18 protein-coding genes and 1 pseudogene are annotated in these 24703 nt (G+C 59.1%); 10 read left to right on the top strand and 9 right to left on the bottom strand.

Annotated elements, in window-relative coordinates:
* Positions 1 to 479: 479 nt before the first annotated feature.
* Both ACTD9P_RS17225 and ACTD9P_RS17220 read left to right on the top strand, forming a co-directional pair.
* The gene (locus tag ACTD9P_RS17225) at positions 480 to 1982 is read left to right on the top strand and encodes an ATPase domain-containing protein (protein ID WP_438868642.1); all 1503 of its coding nucleotides are present in this window, start codon (positions 480 to 482) and stop codon (positions 1980 to 1982) included.
* Positions 1979 to 3649: an ATP-binding protein gene (locus ACTD9P_RS17220; RefSeq protein ID WP_438868641.1), complete on the top strand. Its 1671-nt coding sequence runs from the start codon at positions 1979 to 1981 to the stop codon at positions 3647 to 3649. The genes ACTD9P_RS17225 and ACTD9P_RS17220 overlap by 4 nt, the downstream gene beginning before the upstream one ends.
* Before the next feature lie 27 nt (positions 3650 to 3676).
* Here ACTD9P_RS17220 and ACTD9P_RS17215 read toward each other — a convergent pair whose 3' ends face one another.
* The 5 genes from ACTD9P_RS17215 to ACTD9P_RS17195 form a co-directional block, all read right to left on the bottom strand.
* Positions 3677 to 4054, bottom strand: coding sequence for a response regulator (locus ACTD9P_RS17215; RefSeq protein WP_438868640.1), 378 nt, complete (start codon positions 4052 to 4054; stop codon positions 3677 to 3679).
* 78 nt (positions 4055 to 4132) lie between these two features.
* Positions 4133 to 5326 (bottom strand): hybrid sensor histidine kinase/response regulator, encoded by a 1194-nt coding sequence (locus ACTD9P_RS17210; RefSeq protein ID WP_438868639.1) that lies wholly within the window; start codon positions 5324 to 5326, stop codon positions 4133 to 4135.
* Positions 5320 to 5919 carry a chemotaxis protein CheB gene (locus ACTD9P_RS17205; RefSeq protein WP_438868638.1) on the bottom strand — a complete coding sequence of 200 codons (600 nt, stop codon included), beginning with the start codon at positions 5917 to 5919 and terminating at the stop codon, positions 5320 to 5322. The genes ACTD9P_RS17210 and ACTD9P_RS17205 overlap by 7 nt, the downstream gene beginning before the upstream one ends.
* Positions 5916 to 6746, bottom strand: a complete 831-nt coding sequence (locus tag ACTD9P_RS17200; protein ID WP_438868637.1) for a CheR family methyltransferase — start codon at positions 6744 to 6746, stop codon at positions 5916 to 5918. Before ACTD9P_RS17200 ends, ACTD9P_RS17205 begins: the two co-directional genes overlap by 4 nt.
* Positions 6747 to 10244: a response regulator gene (locus ACTD9P_RS17195; RefSeq protein ID WP_438868636.1), complete on the bottom strand. Its 3498-nt coding sequence runs from the start codon at positions 10242 to 10244 to the stop codon at positions 6747 to 6749.
* Between the two features lie 277 nt (positions 10245 to 10521).
* Here ACTD9P_RS17195 and ACTD9P_RS17190 point away from each other — a divergent pair, with 277 nt between their 5' ends.
* The 3 genes from ACTD9P_RS17190 to ACTD9P_RS17180 all read left to right on the top strand — a co-directional run bounded on the left by ACTD9P_RS17190 (position 10522) and on the right by ACTD9P_RS17180 (position 16631).
* A complete protein-coding gene (locus tag ACTD9P_RS17190) occupies positions 10522 to 14430 on the top strand; it encodes an Mcf1 protease effector domain-containing protein (protein WP_438868635.1) in 3909 nt (1302 codons plus the stop codon).
* A gap of 209 nt (positions 14431 to 14639) precedes the next feature.
* A complete protein-coding gene (locus ACTD9P_RS17185) occupies positions 14640 to 15005 on the top strand; it encodes a response regulator (RefSeq protein WP_438868634.1) in 366 nt (121 codons plus the stop codon).
* Positions 15006 to 15230: 225 nt separating this feature from the next.
* On the top strand, positions 15231 to 16631 hold the full coding sequence (locus tag ACTD9P_RS17180) for a DUF1254 domain-containing protein (RefSeq protein WP_438868633.1): 1401 nt from the start codon (positions 15231 to 15233) through the stop codon (positions 16629 to 16631).
* A gap of 76 nt (positions 16632 to 16707) precedes the next feature.
* Here ACTD9P_RS17180 and ACTD9P_RS17175 read toward each other — a convergent pair whose 3' ends face one another.
* Positions 16708 to 17376 (bottom strand): DUF3313 domain-containing protein, encoded by a 669-nt coding sequence (locus ACTD9P_RS17175; RefSeq protein ID WP_438868632.1) that lies wholly within the window; start codon positions 17374 to 17376, stop codon positions 16708 to 16710.
* 297 nt (positions 17377 to 17673) lie between these two features.
* Here ACTD9P_RS17175 and ACTD9P_RS17170 point away from each other — a divergent pair, with 297 nt between their 5' ends.
* From ACTD9P_RS17170 to ACTD9P_RS17155, 4 genes are all read left to right on the top strand, one after another.
* Positions 17674 to 18081, top strand: a complete 408-nt coding sequence (locus tag ACTD9P_RS17170; protein WP_438868631.1) for a DoxX family protein — start codon at positions 17674 to 17676, stop codon at positions 18079 to 18081.
* Positions 18082 to 18260: 179 nt separating this feature from the next.
* A complete protein-coding gene (locus ACTD9P_RS17165; protein WP_438868630.1) occupies positions 18261 to 19589 on the top strand; it encodes a sensor histidine kinase in 1329 nt (442 codons plus the stop codon).
* Positions 19589 to 19972 carry a response regulator gene (locus ACTD9P_RS17160; RefSeq protein WP_438868629.1) on the top strand — a complete coding sequence of 128 codons (384 nt, stop codon included), beginning with the start codon at positions 19589 to 19591 and terminating at the stop codon, positions 19970 to 19972. Before ACTD9P_RS17165 ends, ACTD9P_RS17160 begins: the two co-directional genes overlap by 1 nt.
* A gap of 9 nt (positions 19973 to 19981) precedes the next feature.
* Positions 19982 to 21229: an EAL domain-containing response regulator gene (locus tag ACTD9P_RS17155; RefSeq protein WP_438868627.1), complete on the top strand. Its 1248-nt coding sequence runs from the start codon at positions 19982 to 19984 to the stop codon at positions 21227 to 21229.
* A gap of 194 nt (positions 21230 to 21423) precedes the next feature.
* Here the strand turns inward: ACTD9P_RS17155 and ACTD9P_RS17150 are convergent, their stop codons facing one another.
* Positions 21424 to 22422 carry a M14 family metallopeptidase gene (locus tag ACTD9P_RS17150; protein ID WP_438868625.1) on the bottom strand — a complete coding sequence of 333 codons (999 nt, stop codon included), beginning with the start codon at positions 22420 to 22422 and terminating at the stop codon, positions 21424 to 21426.
* Positions 22423 to 22506: 84 nt separating this feature from the next.
* Here ACTD9P_RS17150 and ACTD9P_RS17145 point away from each other — a divergent pair.
* Positions 22507 to 23052, top strand: a pseudogene (locus ACTD9P_RS17145) (TetR/AcrR family transcriptional regulator); the annotation flags it as partial.
* On the opposite strand, the gene ACTD9P_RS17140 reads toward ACTD9P_RS17145, so the two are convergent.
* Positions 23008 to 24006 (bottom strand): DMT family transporter, encoded by a 999-nt coding sequence (locus tag ACTD9P_RS17140; protein ID WP_438868623.1) that lies wholly within the window; start codon positions 24004 to 24006, stop codon positions 23008 to 23010. The pseudogene ACTD9P_RS17145 and the gene ACTD9P_RS17140 sit on opposite strands and share 45 nt — an antisense overlap.
* Positions 24003 to 24701 (bottom strand): ABC transporter permease, encoded by a 699-nt coding sequence (locus ACTD9P_RS17135; protein ID WP_438868622.1) that lies wholly within the window; start codon positions 24699 to 24701, stop codon positions 24003 to 24005. Before ACTD9P_RS17135 ends, ACTD9P_RS17140 begins: the two co-directional genes overlap by 4 nt.
* Positions 24702 to 24703 lie beyond the last annotated feature (2 nt).

The raw sequence follows: 24703 nt of genomic DNA, 5'->3' as shown, positions 1-24703 counted from the left end.
TGCGTTGGGTCAGTGACAGATGAATTGACTGACCCACCGCATTCGCGAGCAAGCCCGCTCCCACATTTAGACCGCTTTGCATCAGGTTGCTGTTGCTTTGCACTTGATCTGGCTTTTGATTCAACCACTCAGGTCGGCTTTCAGGCCGCCGTGCTGTAGATCTTGATCTTGATCTGAGACGCCCCGTTAACCACGATGGCCTTCGTTCTGGCACACCGAGCCCAAGCGAGGTGCCGAGTGGTGGGGCGAGGACCTTTTGGTTACTTTTGACTGGGCCGGCATTCCGTCCTTGCAAAAGTGACCCGCCGTAAGGGCGGAACCCTAAGCCGCCGTTACCGCAGGAACGGATATACACACCAACGACCCATCCAACGATTTACGCGACAGGTTGAACCGCCACAACCCGCCACGGTCAAGTAAATATGGCGCGCCCAAGCCGACGCGCCTCCCTTTACTTGTACGTGACCCGAGGGCACTTCTTGTCTACATTCAAAGAGCTGTTCAGTGAAAAGGCGGCCACCGGCATCGAAGGTCTTGACGACATTCTTTCCGGGGGGCTATCGCGCAGCCACCTGTTCCTGCTGGAAGGCGAACCCGGCACCGGGAAAACCACCGTGGCGCTGCACTTCCTGCAAGCCGGCGCGAAAAACGGTGAGCGATCCCTATACATCACCCTGTCAGAAACCGAACGCGAGTTGCGCCAGGGCGCCAAGTCCCACGGCTGGGACCTGGACAACAACATTCACATCTTCGAACTGACCCCACCAGAAAGCCTGCTCAACGCCGAACACCAGCAAAGCCTGCTGTACTCCTCCGACCTGGAACTGGGTGAAGCCACCCGGCAGATTTTCGAGGTAGTGGAACGCGTCAAGCCGACCCGAGTGGTGATCGACAGCCTTTCGGAAATCCGCCTGCTGGCGCAAAGCTCGCTGCGCTACCGCCGCCAGATCCTGGCGATCAAGCACTACTTTGTGCGCTATGACGCCACCGTCCTGCTGCTTGACGACCTGACCACCGAATCCCTGGATAAAACCGTGCACAGCGTGGCCCATGGCGTGATTCGCCTGGAAGAACTGACGCCCAACTACGGCGCTGAACGCCGCCGCATCCGTGTGGTGAAGTACCGTGGCCAGAAATACCGTGGCGGCTTTCACGACTTCACCATCATGCAGGATGGCATCCACGTGTTCCCACGCCTGGTGGCCGCCGAGCATCGTGGTGGCTACGTGCGTCAGACCTTGAGCAGTGGCATCCGTGAAATGGACGCCTTGATGGGCGGCGGCGTAGAAACCGGCTCCAGCACGCTGATACTCGGCCCCGCCGGCACCGGCAAATCCTTGATCTCGATGATCTTTGCCGCCGCCGCCGTGGCGCGTGGCGAAAAAGCCGCGCTGTTTATTTTTGATGAAGAGCTGGGCCTGTTGTTCGAGCGCATGAAAAACATGGGTATTGACCTTGCCGCGCTGCAAGACACCGGCAACTTGCTGATCGAGCAAGTGGACGCGGCAGAGCTGTCGCCTGGCGAGTTCTCCCACCGAGTCAGGCGTTGCGTCGATGAACGTGGGATCAAAACCGTAGTCATCGACAGTATCAACGGTTACCAGGCGGCGATGCCTGAAGAAAACGCGTTGATCCTGCATATGCATGAGCTGCTGCTGTACCTGAACCGTCGCGGCGCGGCGACGTTCATGACGGTGGCTCAACATGGGCTCGTGGGCGACATGCAAGCCCCCGTCGACATTACCTACCTGGCCGATACCGTGATCCTGTTGCGTTACTTCGAAGCCCTCGGCAAGGTGCGCCGTGCCATCTCGATCATCAAGAAACGCACCGGCACCCACGAATCGACCATTCGCGAATACCGCATCGCCAGCAATGGCCTGACGGTGGGCGAGCCTCTGGACAACTTCCAGGGCGTACTACGCGGTATCCCAACCTATATGGGCGCCGGTTCCCCACTGCTCAAGGAAGAGGGCGTGTGACCGGCCTTACTCCCGTCTCCGAGCGCGCAATCATCCTCGCGCCATTGGGCCGTGACGGCTCCCTGGCGCTGATGATGCTTAATGAAGCCGGCTACACCGGCATGGTTGCCGCTAACCTGACTGAACTCTGCCAAGCACTTGAGCAAGGCGTCGGCATGTTGGTGATTGCCGCCGAAGCCCTGCGCGGTGTGGATATGGAACCTCTGTTGCACTACCTCCACGAGCAACCGGCCTGGTCCGACTTGCCCATCGTGCTGATGACTCACCATGGCGGCAGTGAGCAAAATGGCTCATCCCACCTGAGTGGCCTGCTGGGCAACGTGACCTTCCTGGAGCGCCCTTTCCATCCGGTAACCCTGATCAGCCTGGTGAGCGCCGCGCTGCGTGGGCGACGCCGTCAATATGAGGCCCGTGACCGCCTGGTTGATTTGAGCGAAAGCGAACGGCGCCTGCAAAGCACCCTGGAGACCCTTGAGCAGCAGGTTGAAGAGCGCACGGCGCAACTGCGCAACAACGAAGAAGCTCTGCGCCAGTCTCAGAAAATGGAGGCTGTCGGCCAGTTGACCGGCGGTATCGCCCACGACTTCAATAACATGCTTACCGGCATTATCGGCAGCCTGGAGTTGCTGCGCAGGCGGGTTGCCCGTGGGAAACTGGACGATCTGGACAGTCTGATTGACCTGGGTGTGACCTCGGCCAACCGCGCCGCCGGCCTGACCCATCGCCTGCTTGCCTTCTCACGTCGCCAGTCGCTGGACTCAAAGCCCGTAGAGATCAATCAGTTGGTCAGCTCCATGGGCGAACTGTTGCAACGCAGTATCAACGAAAGCATTGCCTTGGACATGCGCCTCACCGCTGAACTGTGGACCGCCGAGGCCGACCCCAATCAGCTGGAGAGCGCCCTGCTCAACCTGGTGATCAACGCGCGCGATGCCATGCCCACGGGTGGCAGCCTCACCGTGGAGACCACCAACCGCCACCTGGACAACGTGTTCACCGCCGCCTATGGCACCTTGCTGCCTGGTGATTACGTGGAACTGAGCGTCAGTGACACCGGCTGCGGTATTCCGGAAAGCTTGCTGGGCCGTGTCTTCGACCCGTTCTTCACCACCAAGCCGATCGGCCAGGGCACCGGCCTGGGCCTGTCGATGATCTACGGCTTTGCCCGCCAATCCCATGGGCATGTGACCATCCACAGCGAGGTTGGCAAGGGCACCACTGTCAGCCTGTTCCTGCCGCGTTTTATGGGTGAACGCATCGCGGACGTTGCCGTCAACCCGGCACTGCTGCCGTTCGCCAATGCAGGCGAGACAGTCCTGATCGTCGAGGATGATCCAGCCGTGCGCGTACTGGTCAGCGTGGTGCTCAAGGAGTTGGGCTATGCCTTTGTCGAGGCGGGTGATGCCAACACGGCGGTGCCGATTATCCAGTCAGATCAGCGCATTGACCTGTTAATCAGCGATGTGGGCTTGCCCGGCATGAACGGGCGCCAACTGGCAGAAATCGGGCGGCAATTGCGCCCGGATCTGAAGGTATTGTTTATCACTGGTTACGCCGAGCACGCGGCGGTGCGCGGTGGGTTTCTGGACCCGGGGATGCAGCTGATCACCAAGCCGTTCACCTTCGACCTGCTGACCGCCAAGGTGCGCGAGATGATCAAGCAATAGGGCTGCTGCGAGGCAGCCCTGGCGCTTTCAGGCCAGCAGGCGCTGGATATGCTCTTGCAAGGTATCCAGATCAAACGGCTTGGCCAGGATCGGCGCGTTGCGCGTGATCGGGCTATTGCAGTCGACTATTTCCTGCGGGTAACCGCTGATAAAGATCACTTTCAATTCAGGTCGCAGCTTGATCGCAGGCTCAGCGATCTGCACCCCGGAAATCCCGCCCGGCAGGCGGTAGTCCGTGACCATCAGGTCCAGGTGCGGCTTGGTGGCGAGAATCTCGAAGGCCTGCTCCCCATCGATCGCCTTCAGCACCCGGTAGCCCAGGCCCGCCAGGTATTCGCCGAGCACGAACATAATGGATTCGTCGTCTTCGACGATCAGTACGACATCTTGTGCATCTTCACTCATGGGAAGCCTTTGTCCGGTCAATTGCTGCAAGTACGACCATGGGGTCACGCAGAGGTTGCGTCGAGGTGACGATTGATTTCATTGCGGCTCGCCCAGTGGCAGGCACACCCTGAACAACGCGCCCTCGCCTATCTGGCTTTCGACCTCGATGGTGCCGCCATGGGCGGTCACGATCTGCTCGGAAATAAACAAGCCCAGGCCCAGGCCTGCTGCGACGTGGCTGGCCGAAACACGCTCGAATTGCTGGAAAATACGCTTCTGGTTGTCTGCGCTGATGCCAATGCCACGGTCACGCACCTCGACCCGCGCCTCACCGTGTTCGGTGTATACGCGCACGTCCACCGGGCTCTTGGCCCCATAACGCAGGGCGTTGGTCAGCAGGTTGGTGACCACTTGCTCGATACGGAACTCGTCCCAGTTGCCCTCCACCGCTTCATTGGCCACCAGGTGCATGGTTGAGCCGGTGGATGCCACTTGCGGAGCGAAGTTTTGCACCAGGTTGCGCACCAACTGCGCCAGGTCAAAGCGCGCCGGGCGAATCGAGAGTTTGCCGGTGCGAATGCGCGACACGTCGAGCATGTCTTCGATCAGGCGGATCAGGCTTTGAATCTGGCGCTCATCGCGGTCGACCATGGCGTGCATCTTGTCCAGGGTGAAGGCGGCGGCGTTGTCGCGCGCCAGGTGCATCTTGCGCAGCTGGGTCTCGAGGATCAGCCCATTGAGCGGTGTACGCACTTCGTGGGCGACAATCGACATGAAGTCGTCACGCATGCGCACGGCCTGCTCAAGCTCGGCCTGGGTGGCCTGCAGGCGCGTCAGCAGCAGCTCCTGCTCGCGGCGGCTGCGCTCCAGGGCTTCGACCTGCTGTTTCATGGCCTTGCTCTGGCGGTACAGGTCGACGAACACATTGACCTTGCTCTTGACCGCGTGGATATCCAGCGGCTTGTGCAAGAAATCCACCGCACCGCTTTCATAGCCTTTGAAGGCGTAGTTGAGCTCGCGGCCGGCGGCGCTGACGAACACAATCGGGATATTCTTGGTCTTTTCGGTGCCGCGCATCAGTTCGGCCAGCTCGAAACCGTTCATGCCGGGCATCTGCACATCGAGAATCGCCATGGCGAACTCATGCTCCAGCAACAGTGACAAGGCCTCGTCGGCGCTCAAGGCCTTGAAGACCTGGCGATCCTCGCGCTTGATCAGCGCTTCGAGGGCCAGCAGGTTTTCCGGCAGATCGTCGACGATCAGCAGTTTGGCCTGGACAGTACTTAACATGGGGAAGATTCCAGGGAAGCCAGCAATGAGCCAATCTGGCTCAAGGTGAGAATATGATCGGGTGTGTGCAAGGCCAGCGCCGCCAGGGGCATCACGGCGATGCGTGCTTCTGTGGGGTCTTGGACCACGGTGGTGCCACCCGATTGTTTGACATGGGCAAGGCCGCGCGCGCCGTCCTGGTTGGCGCCGGTCAGCAGGATCGCCAGCAGGCCCTTGCCATAGGCATCGGCCGCCGAGGCGAACAGGTAATCGATGGCGGGCCGGGAATGGTGCACGCGGTCTTCCTGGCTCATCGACAGGCTGCGATCGTTTTCCACCGACAGGTGATAACCGGGGCCGGCAAAATACAGGGTGCCTGGTGCAATCATTTCCTTGTCGCGCGCTTCCTGCACCGGAATACTCAAGCGCCGCGCAAAGACTTCGGACAATTGGCTGCGGCGCTCGTCCGGCAGGTGCAATACCGCAATGATCGGCAAGCCGAATGTGTCCGGCAACCCGCTAAAAATACTCAGCAACGCCTCAACGCCGCCGGCGGAGGCGCCGACGACGATAGCTTCAATTGCGCGAGAGGGCTGGGTTGCGGCGTCGCTCATGATTTTCGGTAGATCCGTTCCTGTTTGACCAAAGGTTCGAATTGCTTGCTGTAGGCGGAAAAATCCAGGGTTTCCTTACTGCCCAGCACCAGAAAACCGCGATGGCACAGCGACTCATGAAACAACCCAAACGCCCGATCTTGTAGTTTCTTATTGAAGTAAATCAATACGTTACGACATGAAATTAATTGAGTTTCTGAGAATACGCTATCCGTCGCCAAGCTATGGTCGGCAAACGTCACGTTCTCACGCAACGTCTTGTCGAAGATCGCGTAATCGTAAGCCGCCGTGTAGTAGTCGGCAAATGAACGTTGGCCACCGGCCTGCTGATAATTGGCGGTGTACGCACGCACGTTCTCCAGGGAAAAGATCCCTTGCTTGGCTTTGTCCAGGGAGGCCGGGTTGATGTCCGTGGCGTAGATGATCGTGCGTTCAAGCAGGCCCTCTTCACGCAGCAGGATGGCCATGGAGTACACCTCCTCGCCCGTGCTGCAGCCGGCAATCCAGATTTTGATCGACGGGTAGGTCTTGAGCAGCGGCACCACTTCCCGGCGAATCGCCAGAAAGTGCGACGGGTCGCGAAACATCTCGCTCACCGGGATCGTCAGAAACTGCAATAACTGCATGAAAGCGGCCGGGTCGTGCAGCACACGCTCCTGCAACGCCGAAATGGTGGCGCAGTCAAACTGGCGCAAGGCATGCGCCACGCGACGTTTGACCGACGCACCGGAATAGTCGCGAAAGTCATAGCTGTACTTGAGGTAAATCGCCTCGATCAGCAGGCGCAGCTCAATATCGCTGCTTTTATCCAAAAAACTTCGCTCCACTTAAATACGTTCCATCTTCGGTAGCCATACGCGAATCAGCGAGAACAGCCGGTCCAGATCGATCGGCTTGGCCAGGTAATCGTTGGAACCCGCCGCCAGGCAGCGTTCCTGATCGTCCTTCATGGCCTTGGCCGTCACCGCAATAATCGGCAGTTTCTTCCAGCGCGGGTCCTGGCGGATCAAGGCTGTCGCCTCGTAACCATCCATCTCCGGCATCATCACGTCCATCAGCACCAGATCGATATCGTCGACTTCATTGAGTTTGTCGATGGCTTCACGGCCATTACGGCCGATCACCACCACGGCGCCTTTGTGCTCCAGGGCGCTGGTCAGGGCGAAGATGTTGCGCACATCGTCGTCCACCAACAGGATCTTGCGCCCCTCGAAGACCTTGTCGCGGCTGCGGGCGGTCTTGAGCATCTTCTGGCGGTCATGGGACAGCTGGGATTCGACTTTGTGCAGAAACAGCGTCACTTCGTCCAGCAAGCGTTCAGGTGAGCGCGCGCCTTTGATGATGATCGAGCGCGAGTATTTGCGCAGCTCGGCCTCTTCGTCGCGGGTCAGGTTGCGCCCGGTGTAGACGATCACCGGCGGGAACGAACAGATATCCTCGGTGGCCATGCGCTTGAGCAGCTCGTTGCCGAGCATGTCCGGCAGCTTGAGGTCGATGATCATGCAGTCGTAAATGTTGGTTCGCAGCAAGTCCAGTGCGGCCTGGGCGTAGCCGACGTCGGTGATTTCGATGTCATCGTCGCCGATCAGGCGGGCAATGCTGTCGCGCTGCAGGTCATCGTCTTCCACCAGCAGCACGCGCTTGACCTTTTGGGTCAGCTTGGCTTCCAGGCGCGCAAACACGTCCTTGAGCTCTTCGCGGGTGGTCGGCTTCACCGCATAACCGATGGCGCCCATGTGCATGGCCGCTTCGACGCGGTCTTCGACGGAGATCACATGCACCGGAATGTGACGGGTATTGGCGTGTTCCTTGAGGCGTTGCAGCACGGTCAGCCCGGAGTGGTCAGGCAGGCGCATGTCCAGCAGGATCGCGTCCGGGATGTACTCCTCGGCCAGGCTATAGCCTTCGTCTGCGCCGTGGGCGACCAGGCAGTGGTAGCCCAGTTCGTGGGCGAGGTCGAAGAGGATGCGGGCAAAATTGGGTTCATCTTCCACCACCAGGATGCAGCGGGTGGCGAACGGCGCCTTGTCACGGTCATCGGCAAAGCGCGGGATCTGTTTGGCGTCAGCCACCGGCAACGGCGAGATCGCGATGGGCTTGGGCGCAGGCGCCGCCACAACCTGGCGTGGCGCCTCGACCGGCGCGGCGCCCTCCTCACGTTCTACATACTGCTCCGGCAGCACCAGGGTGAACACGCTGCCCTTGCCCGGCTCGCTGGTCACGCTGATGTAGCCGCCGAGCAAGGTCGCCAGGTCACGCGAGATCGACAGGCCCAGGCCGGTGCCGCCGTAACGGCGGTTGGTGGTGCCATCGGCCTGGCGGAAGGCTTCGAAGATGCTTTCCTGCTGGTCCAGCGCGATGCCGATGCCCGAATCGCGCACGGTAAAGGCAATGCCCTCGCCTGGCGCACGGGATACCGAAAGGCTCACATCACCGGCCTCGGTAAACTTGACCGCGTTGGACAGCAGGTTCTTGAGGATCTGCTCCAGGCGCTGGCGGTCGGTGAACAGCATCGGCGGCGCATCCGCTTGAATGTCCACCTGGAAGCCCAGCTTGCGGTCAGCGGCCAGCGGCTCGAACATCCCGCGCAGGCCATCGACCAGGCGCGCCACGCTGGAATTTTCCGGGCGCATTTCCAGCTTGCCGGCTTCGACCTTGGAAATATCCAGGATGTCGTTGATCAGGTTCAGCAGGTCATTGCCCGCCGAATAGATCGACTCGGCAAACTTGACCTGTTCGGCGCTGAGGTTTTCCTGGGGGTTCTCGGCCAGCAACTTGGCCAGGATCAACGAGCTGTTGAGCGGCGTGCGCAGCTCATGGGACATATTGGCGAGGAATTCGGACTTGTACTTGCTGGAGCGCTGCAGCTCATCGGCGCGGTCTTCCAGCTCCAGCTGGGCCTGGTTCAGCTGAACGTTCTTGCGGTCCATGGCGTCGCGCTGTTCGGCCAGGGTCTGGGTCTGCTCGGCCAGTTGCTCGTTGGTTTGCTCAAGCTCAGCCTGCTGGGTTTCCAGGTGGGCCTGGGACTCCTTGAGGATGCGCGACTGTTCTTCGAGCTCTTCGTTGGCGGTTTTGAGTTCTTCTTGCTGCACTTGCAGCTCTTCGTTGAGCTGCTGGGTCTCGGCCAGCACTTCCTGCAGGCGCTGGCGATAGCGGGCGGCTTCGATGGAGGTGCCGATATTGCCGGCGATCAGCTCCAGCAACTCGACGTCGCGCTCATCCAACGGGCGCAGGAAGCCGAGTTCGATCACACCGTTGACGCGACCATCGTCGCTGGTCGGTACCACCAACACGCTGCGGGTCGCACCTTCGCCCAAGCCGGAACTGACCTTGAAATAATCCACCGGCACATCGTCCAGGCGAATCGAGCGATCAAGCTGGGCCGCCTGACCGACGATGCCCTCGTCGTTGTAGATCGCCTGCTCTTTTTGTTCCTGCTCACGGGAGAAACCGTAGGTGGCCACACGCTTGAGCCCGCCGTGTTCTTCACGCACATACAGCGCCGCGACCGCCGAACCCATGTATTGGGCAAAAAACTGCAGAATATTGCGGCCGAGCATGTTCAGAGTCAGTTGGCCGAGCACCTGTTCGGCCAGTTCGGTCTGGCCATTACGCAACCAGGCCTGCTGCTCCAGGCGCCGCGCGATCTTCTGTTGTGACGCGAGGTTTGCGCTGTAACTATCTGAAAGTGCAATTAAATTCTTTCTGCCGATATAGGCCAGAAAACCGCTCAACCCAAGCACGAAAGCCAGGTACGAGGTGACGCTGATGATCGTTGTGCGGGTCACGTCGGCATTGCGGCTGACACGGAACGCTTGCTCCATCGCCACTGCATCCGTGTATTCGTTGCGGATCGCGTCGGTCAGGCTCTTGCCCCGGCCGGCCTTCACCGCCGCACGGTAGTCACCGCTGCTGCGCTGCAAGTCGATCATCGACTGGGCGTACTTGTTCCACTCGTATTGCATCGCCTCCAGGCGCTTGAGGCGATCGACCTGCTGCGGATTGTCCGCCACCAGCTCCTGCAGGTTGCGCAAATCACCAATGATCCGCGGCTTGGCCACTTCGTAAGGGTCGAGGAAATGCTCGTCGCCGGTGATCAAGAAGCCGCGCAAGCCGGTTTCCAGGTCCACCGTTAGCTTGGACGACTCATTGAGGTTATTGATGACCCGGTCGGTGTGCTCCACCCACTGAATCACCGACAGCAAATAAGTGATCAGGCAGACGAAAAACACCGCGCTGAGTACGCCGACGCCCAACGGCAACGCCACGTTACGGCTCAGCAGGGTACGGAAGCTCTTTTCATCGACGGACGACGCGGGAGTCATGGGCATGCCTTGGCCAAGTGCGGAAAAAGGGGGAGTTTGCCCGAATAACGATGGCCAGGGCTATGTTTGTGCGTTGATTTGACGCAAAAACCTACCCGCTGCGTGTAGGTATCAGGCGTTTCCAGCACTGGTTTTTTCAGCTCTTTTACACAACTGCAAACATACGCCTACAACCCAGGTGGAACGAACCTTCATTGCGATCGCACTCAACACTGCGCCTCAGGAACACGGAAGACCTTTGGGAAGGCGTCTTTTATGAACCAGCAAGGTAAGTTAAATGAGCATTTCCAGTGTTACTCAACAAACCATAACCGTCACCGTCGGCCAGAACACGCCTGAGCTTGCCCCCCAGGCATCAACAAATCCAGAAGCTCAAAACACGCCCCTAGTCCCAAGAACACTAACCAAGCCCGTAAAACAGTTACAGGCAGACCAGCAGAATCTTTTCAATTTGGTCGACCAGCTTAAGCTCATGGGTACTCAGAATAATGGCGAGCCCCTTACCCCAGACCAAATTTCAAGCGCTCTAAAAAGCCAAATTGACACGCCTTTCGTAGGTTCCACCTACGCCTTGACCCGTTCCACACCGCCGACATTAGCGACCGTCATTACCGATCTGGGTTATGAACTGCCGGTTACCGCCGATCAAGTCGCTGCGCTGGCCAAGCAAATTGAGCAAAGGGCTTCAATTCCGGTGCTGGGAAACTTGGGCGGTGGACTGTCCTGGCCCATTCCGATGTCGCAAGAAGAAAGGAAGAGTATTCGTTCGTTCCTGTTATCCGGTAAAAGCGGCTTGCCTGGCTTGCCGTTGCGGGCGACACATACCAACGGCACGCTGCACTACTTGTTGCAAGGCAGTTCGGTCACGCACAGTGACTTGCAGGGCGCCCCTCAAGCGGCGCTACAAAAATTATTCGATACCCCCAGGGCCCAGGCATTGGGGCAGGCGTTACAGACACACCTCAAGGGTGTGTCCACAGCCACCAGTATTTATGACTACCTGTTGACCGCTATAAACGACGGGCTCGACTTGGGTGGTCTTTTTTATCCAGAACCCAAAAAAATCGGTGATGTCTATCTCGACTCCCCGGTGTATTGGGGACAACCACCCTCGCTGGTGGCCGAGCACCTGAGCAAGTATCTGATCAAGGAAGGTCTGGCGTCAGAGTCAACGGCTAAACTTGCAACTCATGTGCTATTGGCGAGCCGAGCCCCGCACTTACTGATCAAGGATATTCCCCCGAACGTGAAAGTTGGCGGTGTTCTCTGGGGGCAATTGACAATAGCGGCAGCCAAGATCGAAGCCCAGACGCCTGGCCGGGTACCTGGCATGACCTATGCCGAGGTGATTGCCAGCGCGGAGTCCATACCGGCCAACAATATCGACGTTCAAGTTGCCCAGCGCGAAGCCCTGAAAGAGTGGGGATTGGCCAATGGTTTGCTGCCGATCTTGCAAACCACCTGGACTCCGATCGATGGCGTATTGGTGCCCTCAACTCCTGAACCTGCAGAGACTGAAATGGAGCAGGTCAGAGTGGCCTACAACAGCCGGCTGCAGGCGCTGGCGCAGACTTCTACGGGTTTATACACGCCATTGGCCTCTCGAAAAGAGATTGCGCTCAATTGCCTCAGAACAGAGTTTCCGGATCTTGACCCAGCGTTTTTTGAAGCTCAAGTGCTGGCCAAGCAATACACAGGCCGCGCGCGCGCAGGCGATCCAAGATTACGATCGATGCTCGATATTGTGATGGAAGGGGAAAAACTAGGGGAAACATACAAATGGATCACCAATGACCGCCGTGTTCCCATTGATGCGTTCAACGCGTTCGCACGCTCCGATAGGTTACACGCACCCGAAGTTTTCAAGGCCCAGTTCGAGTCGTCGATAAAGGCGCAAAAAGAAGGCCACCATGGAATGGTCAAACACCTGATCTCCCAATTGCCATTGGCCGATCGCAAAAACTTTGAATTCGGCAAGCTCGAATATTTCTACAGCAATGATTACAAAAGCACAGAAGGCAAGCCGCTCGAACTGGTGAAGCGCGGGCATACGCTGATTGTCAAAGCCACTCTCAAGGGGGAGACCAGTCTTTATGAAATTGACACCACTAAGGGGACAATTGCCAAACAAAATGACCGGTTGGCTACACTGCTCGATCACCGTGAAACAATAAACGAAAAATCGGAAAAAATTGTATCGATGGTGAGGCCGTATCACCCTTTCAGCGGCTCTCCCGCCCCCAATAGCGCCGAGCGTCCAGAAACGCCTGCAATCCCCGACAGCTACAACTGCGACCGGACCAATAACATTGCCGATTTCTACGTCAATGCCCTGGGGCTGGAAAAGGAAAGTTTCCTCGACCACTGCCGGGGCATGACCTCCTTCGACAAAGATCGGAAGGGTGACCAGGTCATCGGGAATTTCCTTCTCGATCTGATCCCGTTTCGGGCCGCCATCGTCAACTTGTCTAACGGTCGCTACGGTGAAGCGGTGGGAGACTTGGCCTTTGATCTTTTGGGATTCGTCACCCTGGGCGCGGGGAAGGCGGCGCAAGCCACCAAAGCCTTGGGTAAAGGCTTGAGCGTCAGCCATAAAACTGCAAAAGTTATCAAATTCCTGGGGATGTCCACATTGGAGGCGCTCAACCCACTTCCCACTGGTCTAGTGGGTAGCCTGCTAACCGGGGGTGGAAAGCTGCTCGCCAAGGGAGCCACCAAGAGTGTTGAATTGGCGAATATGCTAAGAGGCGCAAGCGGCAGCTACGACCTGCTCAAGGCTGCCAGTAAAAGCCATGGCATTGTGGCAATCGGCACCTGCAAGGTCGCAGAGCAGAGCATCGATGGTAGTGCCGTGTTCCGGGACGGCAAATGGTACAACTATGACCCTGCCACCAACAGACCGTATGGTCCTGCGCTCAAAGGTTTTACGCCCTCGGTAGCCGCCCTCGAGGGTGAAATTAAACTGTCTTTCACCGAAACCTGGTTAGGTAAGATGATAGGTGCCGTGGTGGCGCCGCCTACGACCAATCCCAACTTTCGCAAGGACTTTGTATCGGCAATCGCCAAAGCTAAACTTGATGACCGCACCAGCTACATTCGGGGTCAAAACACAGGACGGCCAGATTCAATCTTTGGTTACTCCACAGCTTTGAGCATAGATGACTTGAAACGCCTGGCGGTGGCAGAACGTCGTACACCGGAGGCGCTCGGCAGTCTGGTCAAACGGATAGATGAGCTGGAGGTTCTGCCCGACCGATTCAATGCAGCACGCGATGCTGCGAAAATCACTGACCCTGATGCGTACAAGAGGGGGTATTCCGCCGGAGCACCAGAAACTATCACTGGTTTCACAGGCGCGCTGACCAACAATCAATTGGCAGAACTGGTGATAGCACGCGGACGAACCGCCGAAGAAATTGGGCAATTGGTCAAGTACATGGAAAATCGAAGAGTCAATATCAGCCTGGAAAATTTCAAAGTATTCAGTGAAGAGGTAACAGCCGCAGGAGGCAAGGTCACAGCACTTCCGCAGGGTTTTTACCTCAGTCAAGTTTCCCTGCTGTCAGAAGGCGAGTGTGCAGCACTGTCAAACCTGATGGCAGCCGCCATTAAACAAGGCAAACAAGACACTCTGCTTGAAAACCTGTTTACCGCAATGGTACCGACCCTAAGCCCTGCCGAGATTGCCATTCTGGAAAAAACCAGCCCAAAACTGGCTGCACTTGAAGCCGCCAGGGCAAAAAAAGCGCCTGCAGTGGCGCAGTTTCGTAAGGAACTCAACCGGCTTCAAGACGCATTAGGGAACCAGTTCCACCTTGGTATGGCGTCCAGGCAAGTACCTTACACCGCCCTCATTTCAGAACTGGCGAATGCCAGTAGCTCTAAAACACTACTTATCAATGGTCCTGGCCATGGCATAACAGCCGGCGTGGTAGTGTCCAACGGCAAGAAGGAATGGTTTTATTTTGACCCCAACTTCGGTAAGGCAATCTTCGATAACGAGGCCGCCATGCGAGCCGGTCTGGAAAGCACACTAAATAGCGGGCGGACCAAAAACCTGTTGGCGCATTATGGCAACAACCCTAGCGTGCCGGAGTATAAGATTTCGGTCTTCGATCGCGCGGACCTGAACAGCATCACCAAGTCATTGAAGATTGATCCGTCGGATTTCTTCCTGCCGCTGTAATAAGCCCAGCCCTCTGGATGTCAACGCGACGGCCCGCTTTCCTGGCGGCCGTCGCGCCAGAGATTTCTTAGCCTGCAAGACATTGAGGCCTATTGCCTGCACAATATCCTGCTTGCAGCGGGAACTTGCCGAGATTGCCGCGACTCATTAGCAAGAGCGGTCTTTCAACCGCCAGAGACCTGCCTTTACATTTCTAAGGAATTCCCCCTATGAGCGCTGCCCCCTCCACCATCCTTGTAGTCGAAGACGACGCCATCGTGCGCATGCTGGTCGTCGATGTACTCGAAGAGCTGGAGTTCTCGGTGCTTGAGGCTGCCGATGCCGGCGAGGCCCTCAAGGTAGTTGAAAACACCGGTCAGCCTATCGACCTGATGATGACCGATGTGGGCCTGCCTGACATGAACGGCAAGCAGTTGGCGACCAAGGTACGGGAACTGCGCCCTGGCCTGCCGATCCTGTTCGCCAGCGGCTATGCCGAAAACATCGACGTACCCGCAGGTATGCAGGTGATCGCCAAACCGTTCTCCATCGATCAACTGCGTGACAGGGTCAAATCGATGTTGGCCACCGTTTGAGCCCGAAACCTGCGACGCTTTACCCCTCGCGCCTGGTGCGGCCATCGCCCTCGACGCCTCGCCCGGTAGCCTGCTGAACCGCAATGGACAGTAGCGCGCAAGGGCGATGGTTTACCTCAGTTCACGTTGTTTGCAGGGATTAACGTGACGTTCGGTAAATAAAACTGGAAACTCTGGGCTTTGATCCCACGCCCTCTAAAAAGCACTCAGGAAGGACGCAACAACATGATTGGAAAACCGACGCGCCTGCTGTTGGCGAGCCTCTCGATACTCATGAGCACCGGCGCCTGGGCCGACTTCACGGCGACCCCGACTGAAGCCCGGGCCATTGCCAAGGAAGCCTACCTGTATGGCTACCCGGTAGTGGAGATGTACAAGACGCTCTACACCCAGGCCGTCGACAAAGGCGGTGCCAACTACAAGGCACCGTTCAACCATATCGGCAATACCGCCCAGGTGTTCACGCCCAGGGACACCGCTTTCGTCACCCCGAACTCGGACACGCCCTACTCCTTCGTGTGGATGGACCTGCGCAAAGAGCCATTGGTATTGACCCTGCCCAAGATTGAAGACAACCGTTACTACTCGGTGCAGTTGATCGATCTCTACACCCAGAACATTGCCTACCTGGGCACCCGCAGCACCGGCAACAATGGTGGCCACTACATGATCGCCGGGCCGGACTGGAAAGGTCAGCAACCGGTCGACATCGACCGCGTGATCTACAGCGAAAGCAACATCGCCTACGCCCTGTACCGCACGCAGTTGTTCGATGAAAAGGACCTGAACAAGGTCAAGCAGATCCAGAATGGCTACAAAGTGCAGCCGCTGAGCGCCTACGTGAAGCAGCCTGCGCCGGCCAAGGTGCCGAAGATCGAATGGCCTAAACCCATGGCGACCATGACCGAAGGCCCGCAGCTGTTTCGTTACCTGAACTTCATGCTGGCCTTCGCCGCGCCCCAGGACAGCGAAAAAGACCTGATGGCGCGTTTTGCCAGGATCGGTATCGCGCCCGGCGCACCCTTCAAGGTCAAGGACTTGACCGCTGAACAGCGCAAAGCTCTGGAAGACGGAATTGCCGATGGCCGGGCCGAGTTCGCTGCGTTCAAAAAAGACAAGGTCGACACTCACCAAGTCACCAGCAGCGACCTGTTCGGCAGCCGTGACCGCCTGAAAAACAACTACCTGTACCGCTACGCCGGCGCCAACCTGGGCATTTTTGGCAACTCCACCGACGAAGCCATCTACATGAGCTATTTCGTCGACAGCGAAGGCAAACCGGCCAACGGCGCACGCCACAGCTACACCGTGCACTTTGCCAAGGACCAACTGCCACCGGCTGAAGCCTTCTGGTCACTGACCATGTACGACGCCAAGACCAAACTGTTGGCGCCCAACCTCAAGAAGCGCTACCTGATCAACTCAGCGATGCTGCCCAACCTCAAGCGGGACGCCGACGGCGGCCTGACCTTGGCCTTGCAGCACCACGAGCCGCCAAAAGCCGAACAAAGTAACTGGTTGCCAGCCCCGCCCGGTCCGTTTTACGCCGTACTGCGGATTTACCTGCCCAAGCCTGAGGTGGGGAATGGTCAATGGAAGCTGCCGCCACTGACGCCGCTCAAGTAATGCCCGGATAAGAGCAGCGTGCCCGTGCGCAAGCGCGGGCACGCGCCTAAAGACGCACCCTTGCCACAGTCATTAATCAGTTCTTCCTGAACTTCACATAGGACTGATGCAAATCCGACGCCCAGCCGTCGATCACGCTTTTCACGTCATCGGCCTTCATCACCTGCGAGTCGTTAGAGAGCGGCTTGCCGGTGCCTTTGCGCACTACCTGGGCAATCACCTTGCCGCTGCCACCGTCGAGGAACTGCGCCTCGGTGCCCAGGGTGGTTTCCTGGTCACGAATGCCGGTGCCGGTGCTCACTGCGGCAGCCACCAACGCCACTGGAATGTACTCGTAGGGCTTGAGGCTTTCGGTCTTGCTGCTGACGGCGCTAATGGCCGCGCGCACCACGATCACACCTGGGCCTGGCGCGTTGGCCAGCGGCAGCGACTTGGCCAGCTCACGCTTGAGCGCCTGGTTGTAATAGGTGTTGATGCCGTTGAGGGTGCTGTCCGGAATTTTCGCGGTGGCTTGGGGCTTGGGGTAGAACTGCGTCGGTTCGATAAACACTGCGGTGTAGTTATTCAGATTCAAGTCGGGATCCACCCAGCGCATCACCTCGGCCCCTGAAGGCGACTTCGCTTCTTTGAGGTGGCTGTAGTCCGAGAGAAAACCTGAATATTCGTCCGGTTGCGTTACCTTGCTGGCACAGCCGAGCATTGCCATTGCAACGCACAGCGTGCTGATCATTAGCCTTGATTTCATCATTGAACTCCCTGGCTGTCATCGTCGAGACACTGAGCTGTAGGTATAGCCAACTCTGGGAAAATCGCTGCAATTTCAAGCCACCTGTTTGACAGAGTACTACTTGGAGAACGGCCAGGAGCCCAAGGCACAGACAGTCATACAGGCTTGGAAACGCTTGAATCCAGGCGACCCGGCGTTGAAATGAATGACCTATAACCAAAGCAAATAGTGTGAATAACCAGATACGCCTTCCCTGGTGATGCAGGTGGGTAAATGATCCGCTGAAAATTCCTCCCACCACCTGCAGGTCGCACAATGAGTACAAACCAGAGTTACACCCTACTGCTTGGCCGTGCCCTACTGGTCGCGCTGTTTTTATACAGCGGGATCGGCAAGCTCATGGCGCCCGGCGCCACCATCAGCTACATCGCCGCCTCCGGCGCACCCTTCCCCACATTGGCCTACGGCATTGCGCTGATCGCCGAATTGGGGCTGGCCACCGCCTTGCTGCTCGGTTATCGCGTGCGCCCGGTGGCGCTATTGATGGCCGCGTTCACCCTGCTGACCGCGCTGCTGTTCCACACGCATTTCGGTGACAAGGGCCAGACGATCAACTTCCTCAAAAACCTGGCGATCTGTGGCGGTTTCCTGCAAATCGCGGTGTTTGGCGCTGGTGATTTCAGCCTTGATCATTTGCGCTTGCGACGCCCAGCCCTGAGCTGATCTATCCGTTTGAAGGCTGAAAGTTTCCGGGGGGACGCTTTCAGCCTTCAAATCGTCCTGATCTCTGCTATTGTCCAAAGACCTCATCTCCTCCTCATCGCTTCAACGCGATCTTCTGTGAGCATGCTCTGCGACGCCGCTGCACCGGTGTCGGGCCTGAATGTCACGGAAACCATGCGATGGACTCAGCCTTACCCGACCCGCCGCAATCGCGCGCTGAAAAGATCGTCGAATTCAAACGCCAGAAAACCCTGCTGAAAACCGGCGCGCTGCAAGACGCCATTTTCAACAGCGCCTACTTCTCCAGCATTGCCACCGACGAAAAAGGCGTGATCCAGATCTTCAACGTCGGCGCTGAACGCATGCTTGGCTATGCCGCCGTTGACGTGGTCAACCGCATTACTCCCGCCGACATCTCCGACCCCGCCGAGTTGATCACCCGCGCCGCCGCCCTCAGCGAGGAACTCGACACGCCCATCACCCCGGGCTTCGAAGCCTTGGTGTTCAAGGCTTCGCGGGGCATCGAAGACATCTACGAGCTGACCTATATCCGCAAAGACGGCAGTCGCCTGTCGGCCATGGTCTCGGTCACGGCTTTGCGCAATCGCCACGACACGATCATCGGCTACCTGTTGATCGGCACCGACAACACTGCGCGCAAGCAGGAGGAAGTCGAGCGCAAAGGCTTTGAACGCGCCCTCGAGGAAAAGAACCTGGAACTGGAACACGCCAACCATATGAAGTCCGAGTTCCTCGCCACCATGTCCCACGAATTGCGCACGCCGCTGAACGCGGTGATCGGCTTTTCCGAGGCGCTCAAGGACGGCCTGGTGGGCGACATGAGCGATATCCAGCGCGAATACATCGGCGATATTTTCACCAGCGGCCAGCACCTGCTATCGCTGATCAACGACATTCTCGACCTGTCCAAAGTCGAAGCCGGGATGATGGGCCTGGAACTGGAGCCGGTTGAACTCGCAGGCTTGCTGGCCAACAGTTTGCTGATCGTGCGCGAAAAAGCCGCGTTGCAACGCATCCAGCTGAAACTCGACAGCCAGGGTGATTTCGGCACCCTGGCGCTGGACCTGCGCAAGACCAAGCAGATCATCTACAACCTGCTGGCCAATGCGGTGAAGTTCAGCGCGCACGGCAGTTGCGTAACCCTGGCAGTGCGTGAGGTCAGCCGCGATCAGGTCGGGCTGATTGCTGGCGACTGGCCAGTGCACAGCTTCGCCCTGCCACCCAGTGTGCAGCAACAGTTCCTTGAATTGAGCGTGAGCGATACCGGCATCGGCATTGCCGTGGACAACATGGGCAAACTGTTCAAGGCCTTCAGCCAGATCGACAGCAGCCTGGCGCGCAAATTCGAAGGCACCGGCCTGGGCCTGGCCATGGTCAAGCAATTGACCGAGTTGCAGGGCGGCAGCGTGGCGGTGGCCAGCCAGCCCGACCTGGGCGCACGCTTTGTGGTGTGGTTGCCACTGCATCGCGCCAGGGAGGCAAGCTAATGGCCGACATCCTGATCGTCGAAGACAACGAGGCGAACATGCGCCTGGCACGCCTGTTGCTGGTCAATGCCGGGTACACCGTGCTGTGGGCCGCCGACGCCGAAACCGGCCTGACCCTGGCCCGCGAGCAGCAACCGGCGCTGATCCTGATGGATATCCAGTTGCCCGGCATGGATGGCCTGGCGGCAACACGCATGCTTAAACAAGACCCGCACACCGCGCACATCCCGGTGATCGCCCTGACGGCCATGGCCATGAAGGAAGACCGCGAAAAAACCCGCCTGGCCGGCTGCGACGCGTATGTGAGCAAGCCCCTGAGCTACAAAGAGCTGTACCGCGTGATCGACACCCTGCTGCCCCCACACACCACACCCTCTGCATGAGTCCTCTCCATGGCCAGCTCACCCGCAACGCTGTTGATCGTTGATGACGAACCCCAGGTTCGCAAGCTGCTGGAAACCCTGCTGCAACATGAGGGCTACCAGACCCTGACCGCCAGCAGCGGCGAGGAAGCCTTGCTGCTGGTAGCGCAGCAGCCGCCCGACTTGATCCTGCTGGACATCATGATGCCGGGCATGGACGGCTATGACGTCGCCAGCCAACTCAAGGGCAACGCCGCCACCGCCAATATCCCGATCATCATGCTCACGGCGCTCAGCGAGTCCGAGGCGCGGATCAGTGGCCTGCAAACCGGTGCCGAAGAATTCCTCAGCAAGCCGGTGGAGCACATCGAATTATGGCTGCGGGTGCGCAACCTGCTGCGGCTCAAGGCCCATGGTGATCAATTGAAAACCCATGGCCTGATGCTCGAACTGCAACTGCAGAATCAAACCCGTGAAACCGTGCATGACCTGACCCGCGAGGCGCTGGAAAACGACCTGCGCCTGGCGGTCGAACGCAGCGATTTCACCCTGCATTATCAACCCAAGGTCGAGCTGGCCAGTGGCGCCGTGTGTGCCCTGGAAGCCCTGCTGCGCTGGGACCGCCCCGGCCACGGCGCAGTATCACCAGCGGTGTTTGTGCCGTTGCTGGAAACCCTTGGCTTGATCGTGCCCGTCGGCCGCTGGGTCATCGACAACGTGTGCCGGCAGATCGCCGCGTGGCAGCGCAGCGACATTGGTGCGGTGGAGGTTTCGGTGAACGTTTCCGGGCATCAATTGATCGAGGGCGACCTGATTGCCGATATCGCCGCCAGCCTGGCAAAGACCGGCGTTGCGGCCCATTGGCTGGAGGTGGAGTTGACCGAAAGCTCGCTGATGGAAAACACCCAGCACACCATCGCCAGCCTGCAACGCCTGCGCGCGATGGGCGTAAAAATCTCCATCGACGATTTCGGCACCGGCTATTCCAGCCTCGCCTACCTGCGCCGCTTTCCGATCGACACGCTGAAAATCGACATCGCGTTTATCCGCGAAGTCACCAGCAACCCGCAGGACGCAGCCATTACCCGCACCATCATTGAACTGGCGCACAGCCTGGAACTGCGCGTGGTGGCCGAAGGTGTCGAGTCCCAGGCGCAACTGGCGTTTCTGAAGGCGGCCGGCTGCGATCAGATCCAGGGCTACTTGTTCAGCCGGCCATTGCCGATGCAAGAGCTTGAGCGTTTGCTGCTGGAAAAACGCAGCCTGGAACGAGGCTGATGATGCCGTTGTGGCGAGGCTCGATGGCGTGCCTGAGCTATTCAAGTCCCTGGGTTGGTGAGCCGCACCACAATTAAAAATGTGGGAGCGGGCTTGCTCGCGAAGGCGGACTGTCAGCCAATACATCCTTCACTGATACACCGCTTTCGCGAGCAAGCCCGCTCCCACAAGGGTTTGTGTAGTTTTGAAGAAAGCTAAGGGTCCAGCACCCCGCCGCTGTAGCTTTCCGACAACCGCGTCCCGGTGAATTTGGCCACCACCGAACCCTGGGCCACCAGGCGTTCGCGGTGGCCTGTCACCATGCGCCCGGTTTGCGCAGCGCGCAAAATCACTTCGGAGGACGGGTCGCCAGGGCGGCCGATGATGCGTGCGAAACGCTCGCCCTCTTCAACCGGGCCACCCAGGCTTTTTTCAAACACCAGCACACCGGCGCAAGGCGCCAGGACGGTTTCCATGCAGCCCATGTCCACCACCTCGCCCTGCCATTCACTGATCGCGGCGACTTCATCAATCACGCCATTGATGCATAGCCACGCCCACAACCCGTCGGCATCTTGTTGCGCCAGGGTATCGCTGACATCGGCCTGCCCGCGCAATTCGACCGTCGCGGCCAAGCGCGGTGTGCCGTGATTGATGAGGGTTTCTTCAAAGGAGCCGTCACCGCCTTCATCCCACACAATCACCACCTCGACCTGCAACGCGGCCGCCAGTGCCAGGCCTTGTTCAGGCCAGAAACTGCGATGAATGTAGAGGTACGGCAGGGCCTCATCATCGGTGTGCAGGTCGAGCACCAGATCGGCGTCGGCCGCCAACTGCACTAAACTTTTCTGCCATTGCGCCAGGTTGCTCGCCGGGCGTTCCATGGCCAGGGAATGGTCGAACGCACGGTTGAAGTTTTGCCCGGTGGCCTCATGGAAACGCCCGAGCAATTTGCCCTGGCGAAACTGGCCAATGCCAAAGGGGTTGGCCTGGGGCACCACGGTTACGCTGCCGCGCAGGCGGCCCTGGGCCTGGCACGCCTGCAAGCGCGGCAGCAGGTGGTGCAGCACCAACATCCCGGCGATTTCATCGGCGTGTACGCCGGCTTGCAGGTGCACCTTGGGGCCACTGCCGTCGCCTTCAAACCGCCAGGCGCCGATGTGCAACGTGTTACCCGCATCGCCTGGCACCTGCCACGAAAGGTCTTCTGCCATGCCTTGCCCTCCTCTGATGATTTAATCGCTAGTGATTGAACACACGTTCAATTAACCTGAGCGCTCTGGTCTTTTATCAAAGGCATGCCCGTGACCATCGACCCTCCCAAACTGCGCCGCGCCGACCCCGATGAACGCCGCGACTTATTGGTTGCCGCGACTCTTACCTGCCTGGCCCGCGACGGCCACGCCGGGATTTCCGTGCGCCGCATCGCCGCCCAAGCCGGGGTTTCGGTGGGTTTGCTCAACCACCATTTCGGCAGCATCGACGCGTTGATCGCCGAGACCTACCACAAACTTGCCAATGAACTGACCAGCGCGCTATGGGCGCAAGTCGAGCTTGCCGAAGGCGCCGCCGCGCGCCTGGACGCGTTTCTGCGCGCCTCGTTTTCGCCGCGTGTCATGGACCCCGACCTGCTCGGCGTGTGGGTGGTGTTCTGGAGCCTGATCCGCCACTCGCCCCACGTAAACCAGTCCCACGAAAACAGCTACCGCGCCTACCTGGCGCTGATCCAACAGCTGCTGGACGACCTGGCCCGCAGCGAAAACCTCAAGATCCACGACAGCCACCTGGCCGCCATTGGCCTATCGGCGATGCTCGACGGGCTTTGGCTCGAGGGGTGTCTGAACCCCGGCACTTTCAGCCCCGCCAACGGGCTGCACATCTGTCGCTGCTGGGTACAGGGGTTGCGTCACGGCGCATTCGGCGCCGACCACGTCCTGTGATTCCGGGTGGCGGGCGCTGAGCATGGCCAGGGTGCCGCTGACCGCGATCAACACGGCGCCGATGCTCAGCGACACATCCATCGAGGTGCCCCAGATCAGGCTCGAGAGTAAAAACGCCCAGATCAACCCGGTGTATTCGAACGGCGCCAGCAAGGTCGCCGTGGCCCGGCGGAAACTCGCAAACAACAGGAACTGACCTATGCCGCCGACCAGACCTGCGGCCAGCATGCCCAGCCAGGCCGGGGTCGGCGCTGGCGTGTGGGTCCAGGGCAACGTCACCGCCATGCATATAACAAAGACCACGTTGGTGATCAGCATCTGTTCCAGCACCGAGGTTGCCGGGTCGACCTGGCGCAGCTGGATATAGGTGAACGCCCAGCACAACGCGGCCGCCAGGGTCAGCGCGATAGGCACTGGATCGACCATGTTGCTGGGGCGACAGGCGATCACCACTCCCACAAACCCGATGATCAGCGCCACCCATTGGCCCCGGCTCGCACGTTCCTTCAGGATCAGCGCAGCCAGCAGCGTGACCATGATCGGCGCGGAGAAATACAAGGTGGTCATTTCCGCCAGGGTCAGGTCCTTGGCGGCGGTGTAATACAGCAACCACGCCAGCAGCGAGAGCAGCCCGCGAATGATCAGCAGCTTGCGGCTCACCGAGGTCCAAGCCCGGCGCAACAGGCCCATGCGCCCGGCGATCACACAGGCACCGACCACCACCAGGCTGCGCCAGAACAGAATGCTGAACACCGAATAATCGGCCACCAGCCATTTGATCACCGCGTCCTGCAACGCCAGAAACGCGTAGGCCAGTGAACACAGGGCAATCCCTTGCAGCGCGCGGTCCTGTTTCATCCCGCTGACCTGCGCAGCGGCGTGCCGCGCCGTTCGGCGATGGCGTAGACGCCCTCGATCAGGAAGGTCAGGCACAGGTAAACACTGGCCACCAACAGCAACGGTTGATAGATCTGCAAGGTCTGCGCGCGCACCACATTGGCCGCGCCCAGCAGGTCGACCACGGCAATGGTCGACGCCAGCGCGGTGGATTTGAGCAGCATTACGGTCTCACCGGCCAGGGTCGGCAACAGCAGGCGCATCGCCCGTGGCAAGCGCACCCGCAGCAGCGCCTGGCGCGGGGTCATGCCGAACGCCGCAGCGGCTTCCATTTCGCCCTTGGGCACCGCCAGCAGGCCGCCGCGAATCACTTCTCCGACATAGGCGCCCACCGACAGCACCAGGGCAAACACGATGTACCAGTAACCGTCACGCAAGAACGGCCACAAGAAGCTGCCACGGATCATCGGGAACTGCGCGAACAGGCTGCCCAGGCCGTAGTAGAAAATGTAGATCTGGATCAGCAGCGGCGTGCCGCGCAGCACACTGGTGTAGGCCAGCGCGCTGTGCGCCAGCCATTTGCGCCGTGACAACCGCGCCAGCGCCACCAGCACCGCCAGGGCAAAACCCAGCACCGCGCTGATCAACAGCAACGACAAGGTGGTCTGCAAGCCCTTGGCGATCAGCCCCGCGTAGTAACTTATCCACTCAGGCATGC

Origin of the sequence: Pseudomonas onubensis, from assembly GCF_965653655.1 — a bacterium.
In the GTDB taxonomy this organism is placed as follows: Bacteria; Pseudomonadota; Gammaproteobacteria; order Pseudomonadales; family Pseudomonadaceae; genus Aquipseudomonas.
The sequence above is the reverse complement of the archived record's forward strand: the minus strand, read 5'-3'. Positions and strand labels throughout refer to the sequence as shown.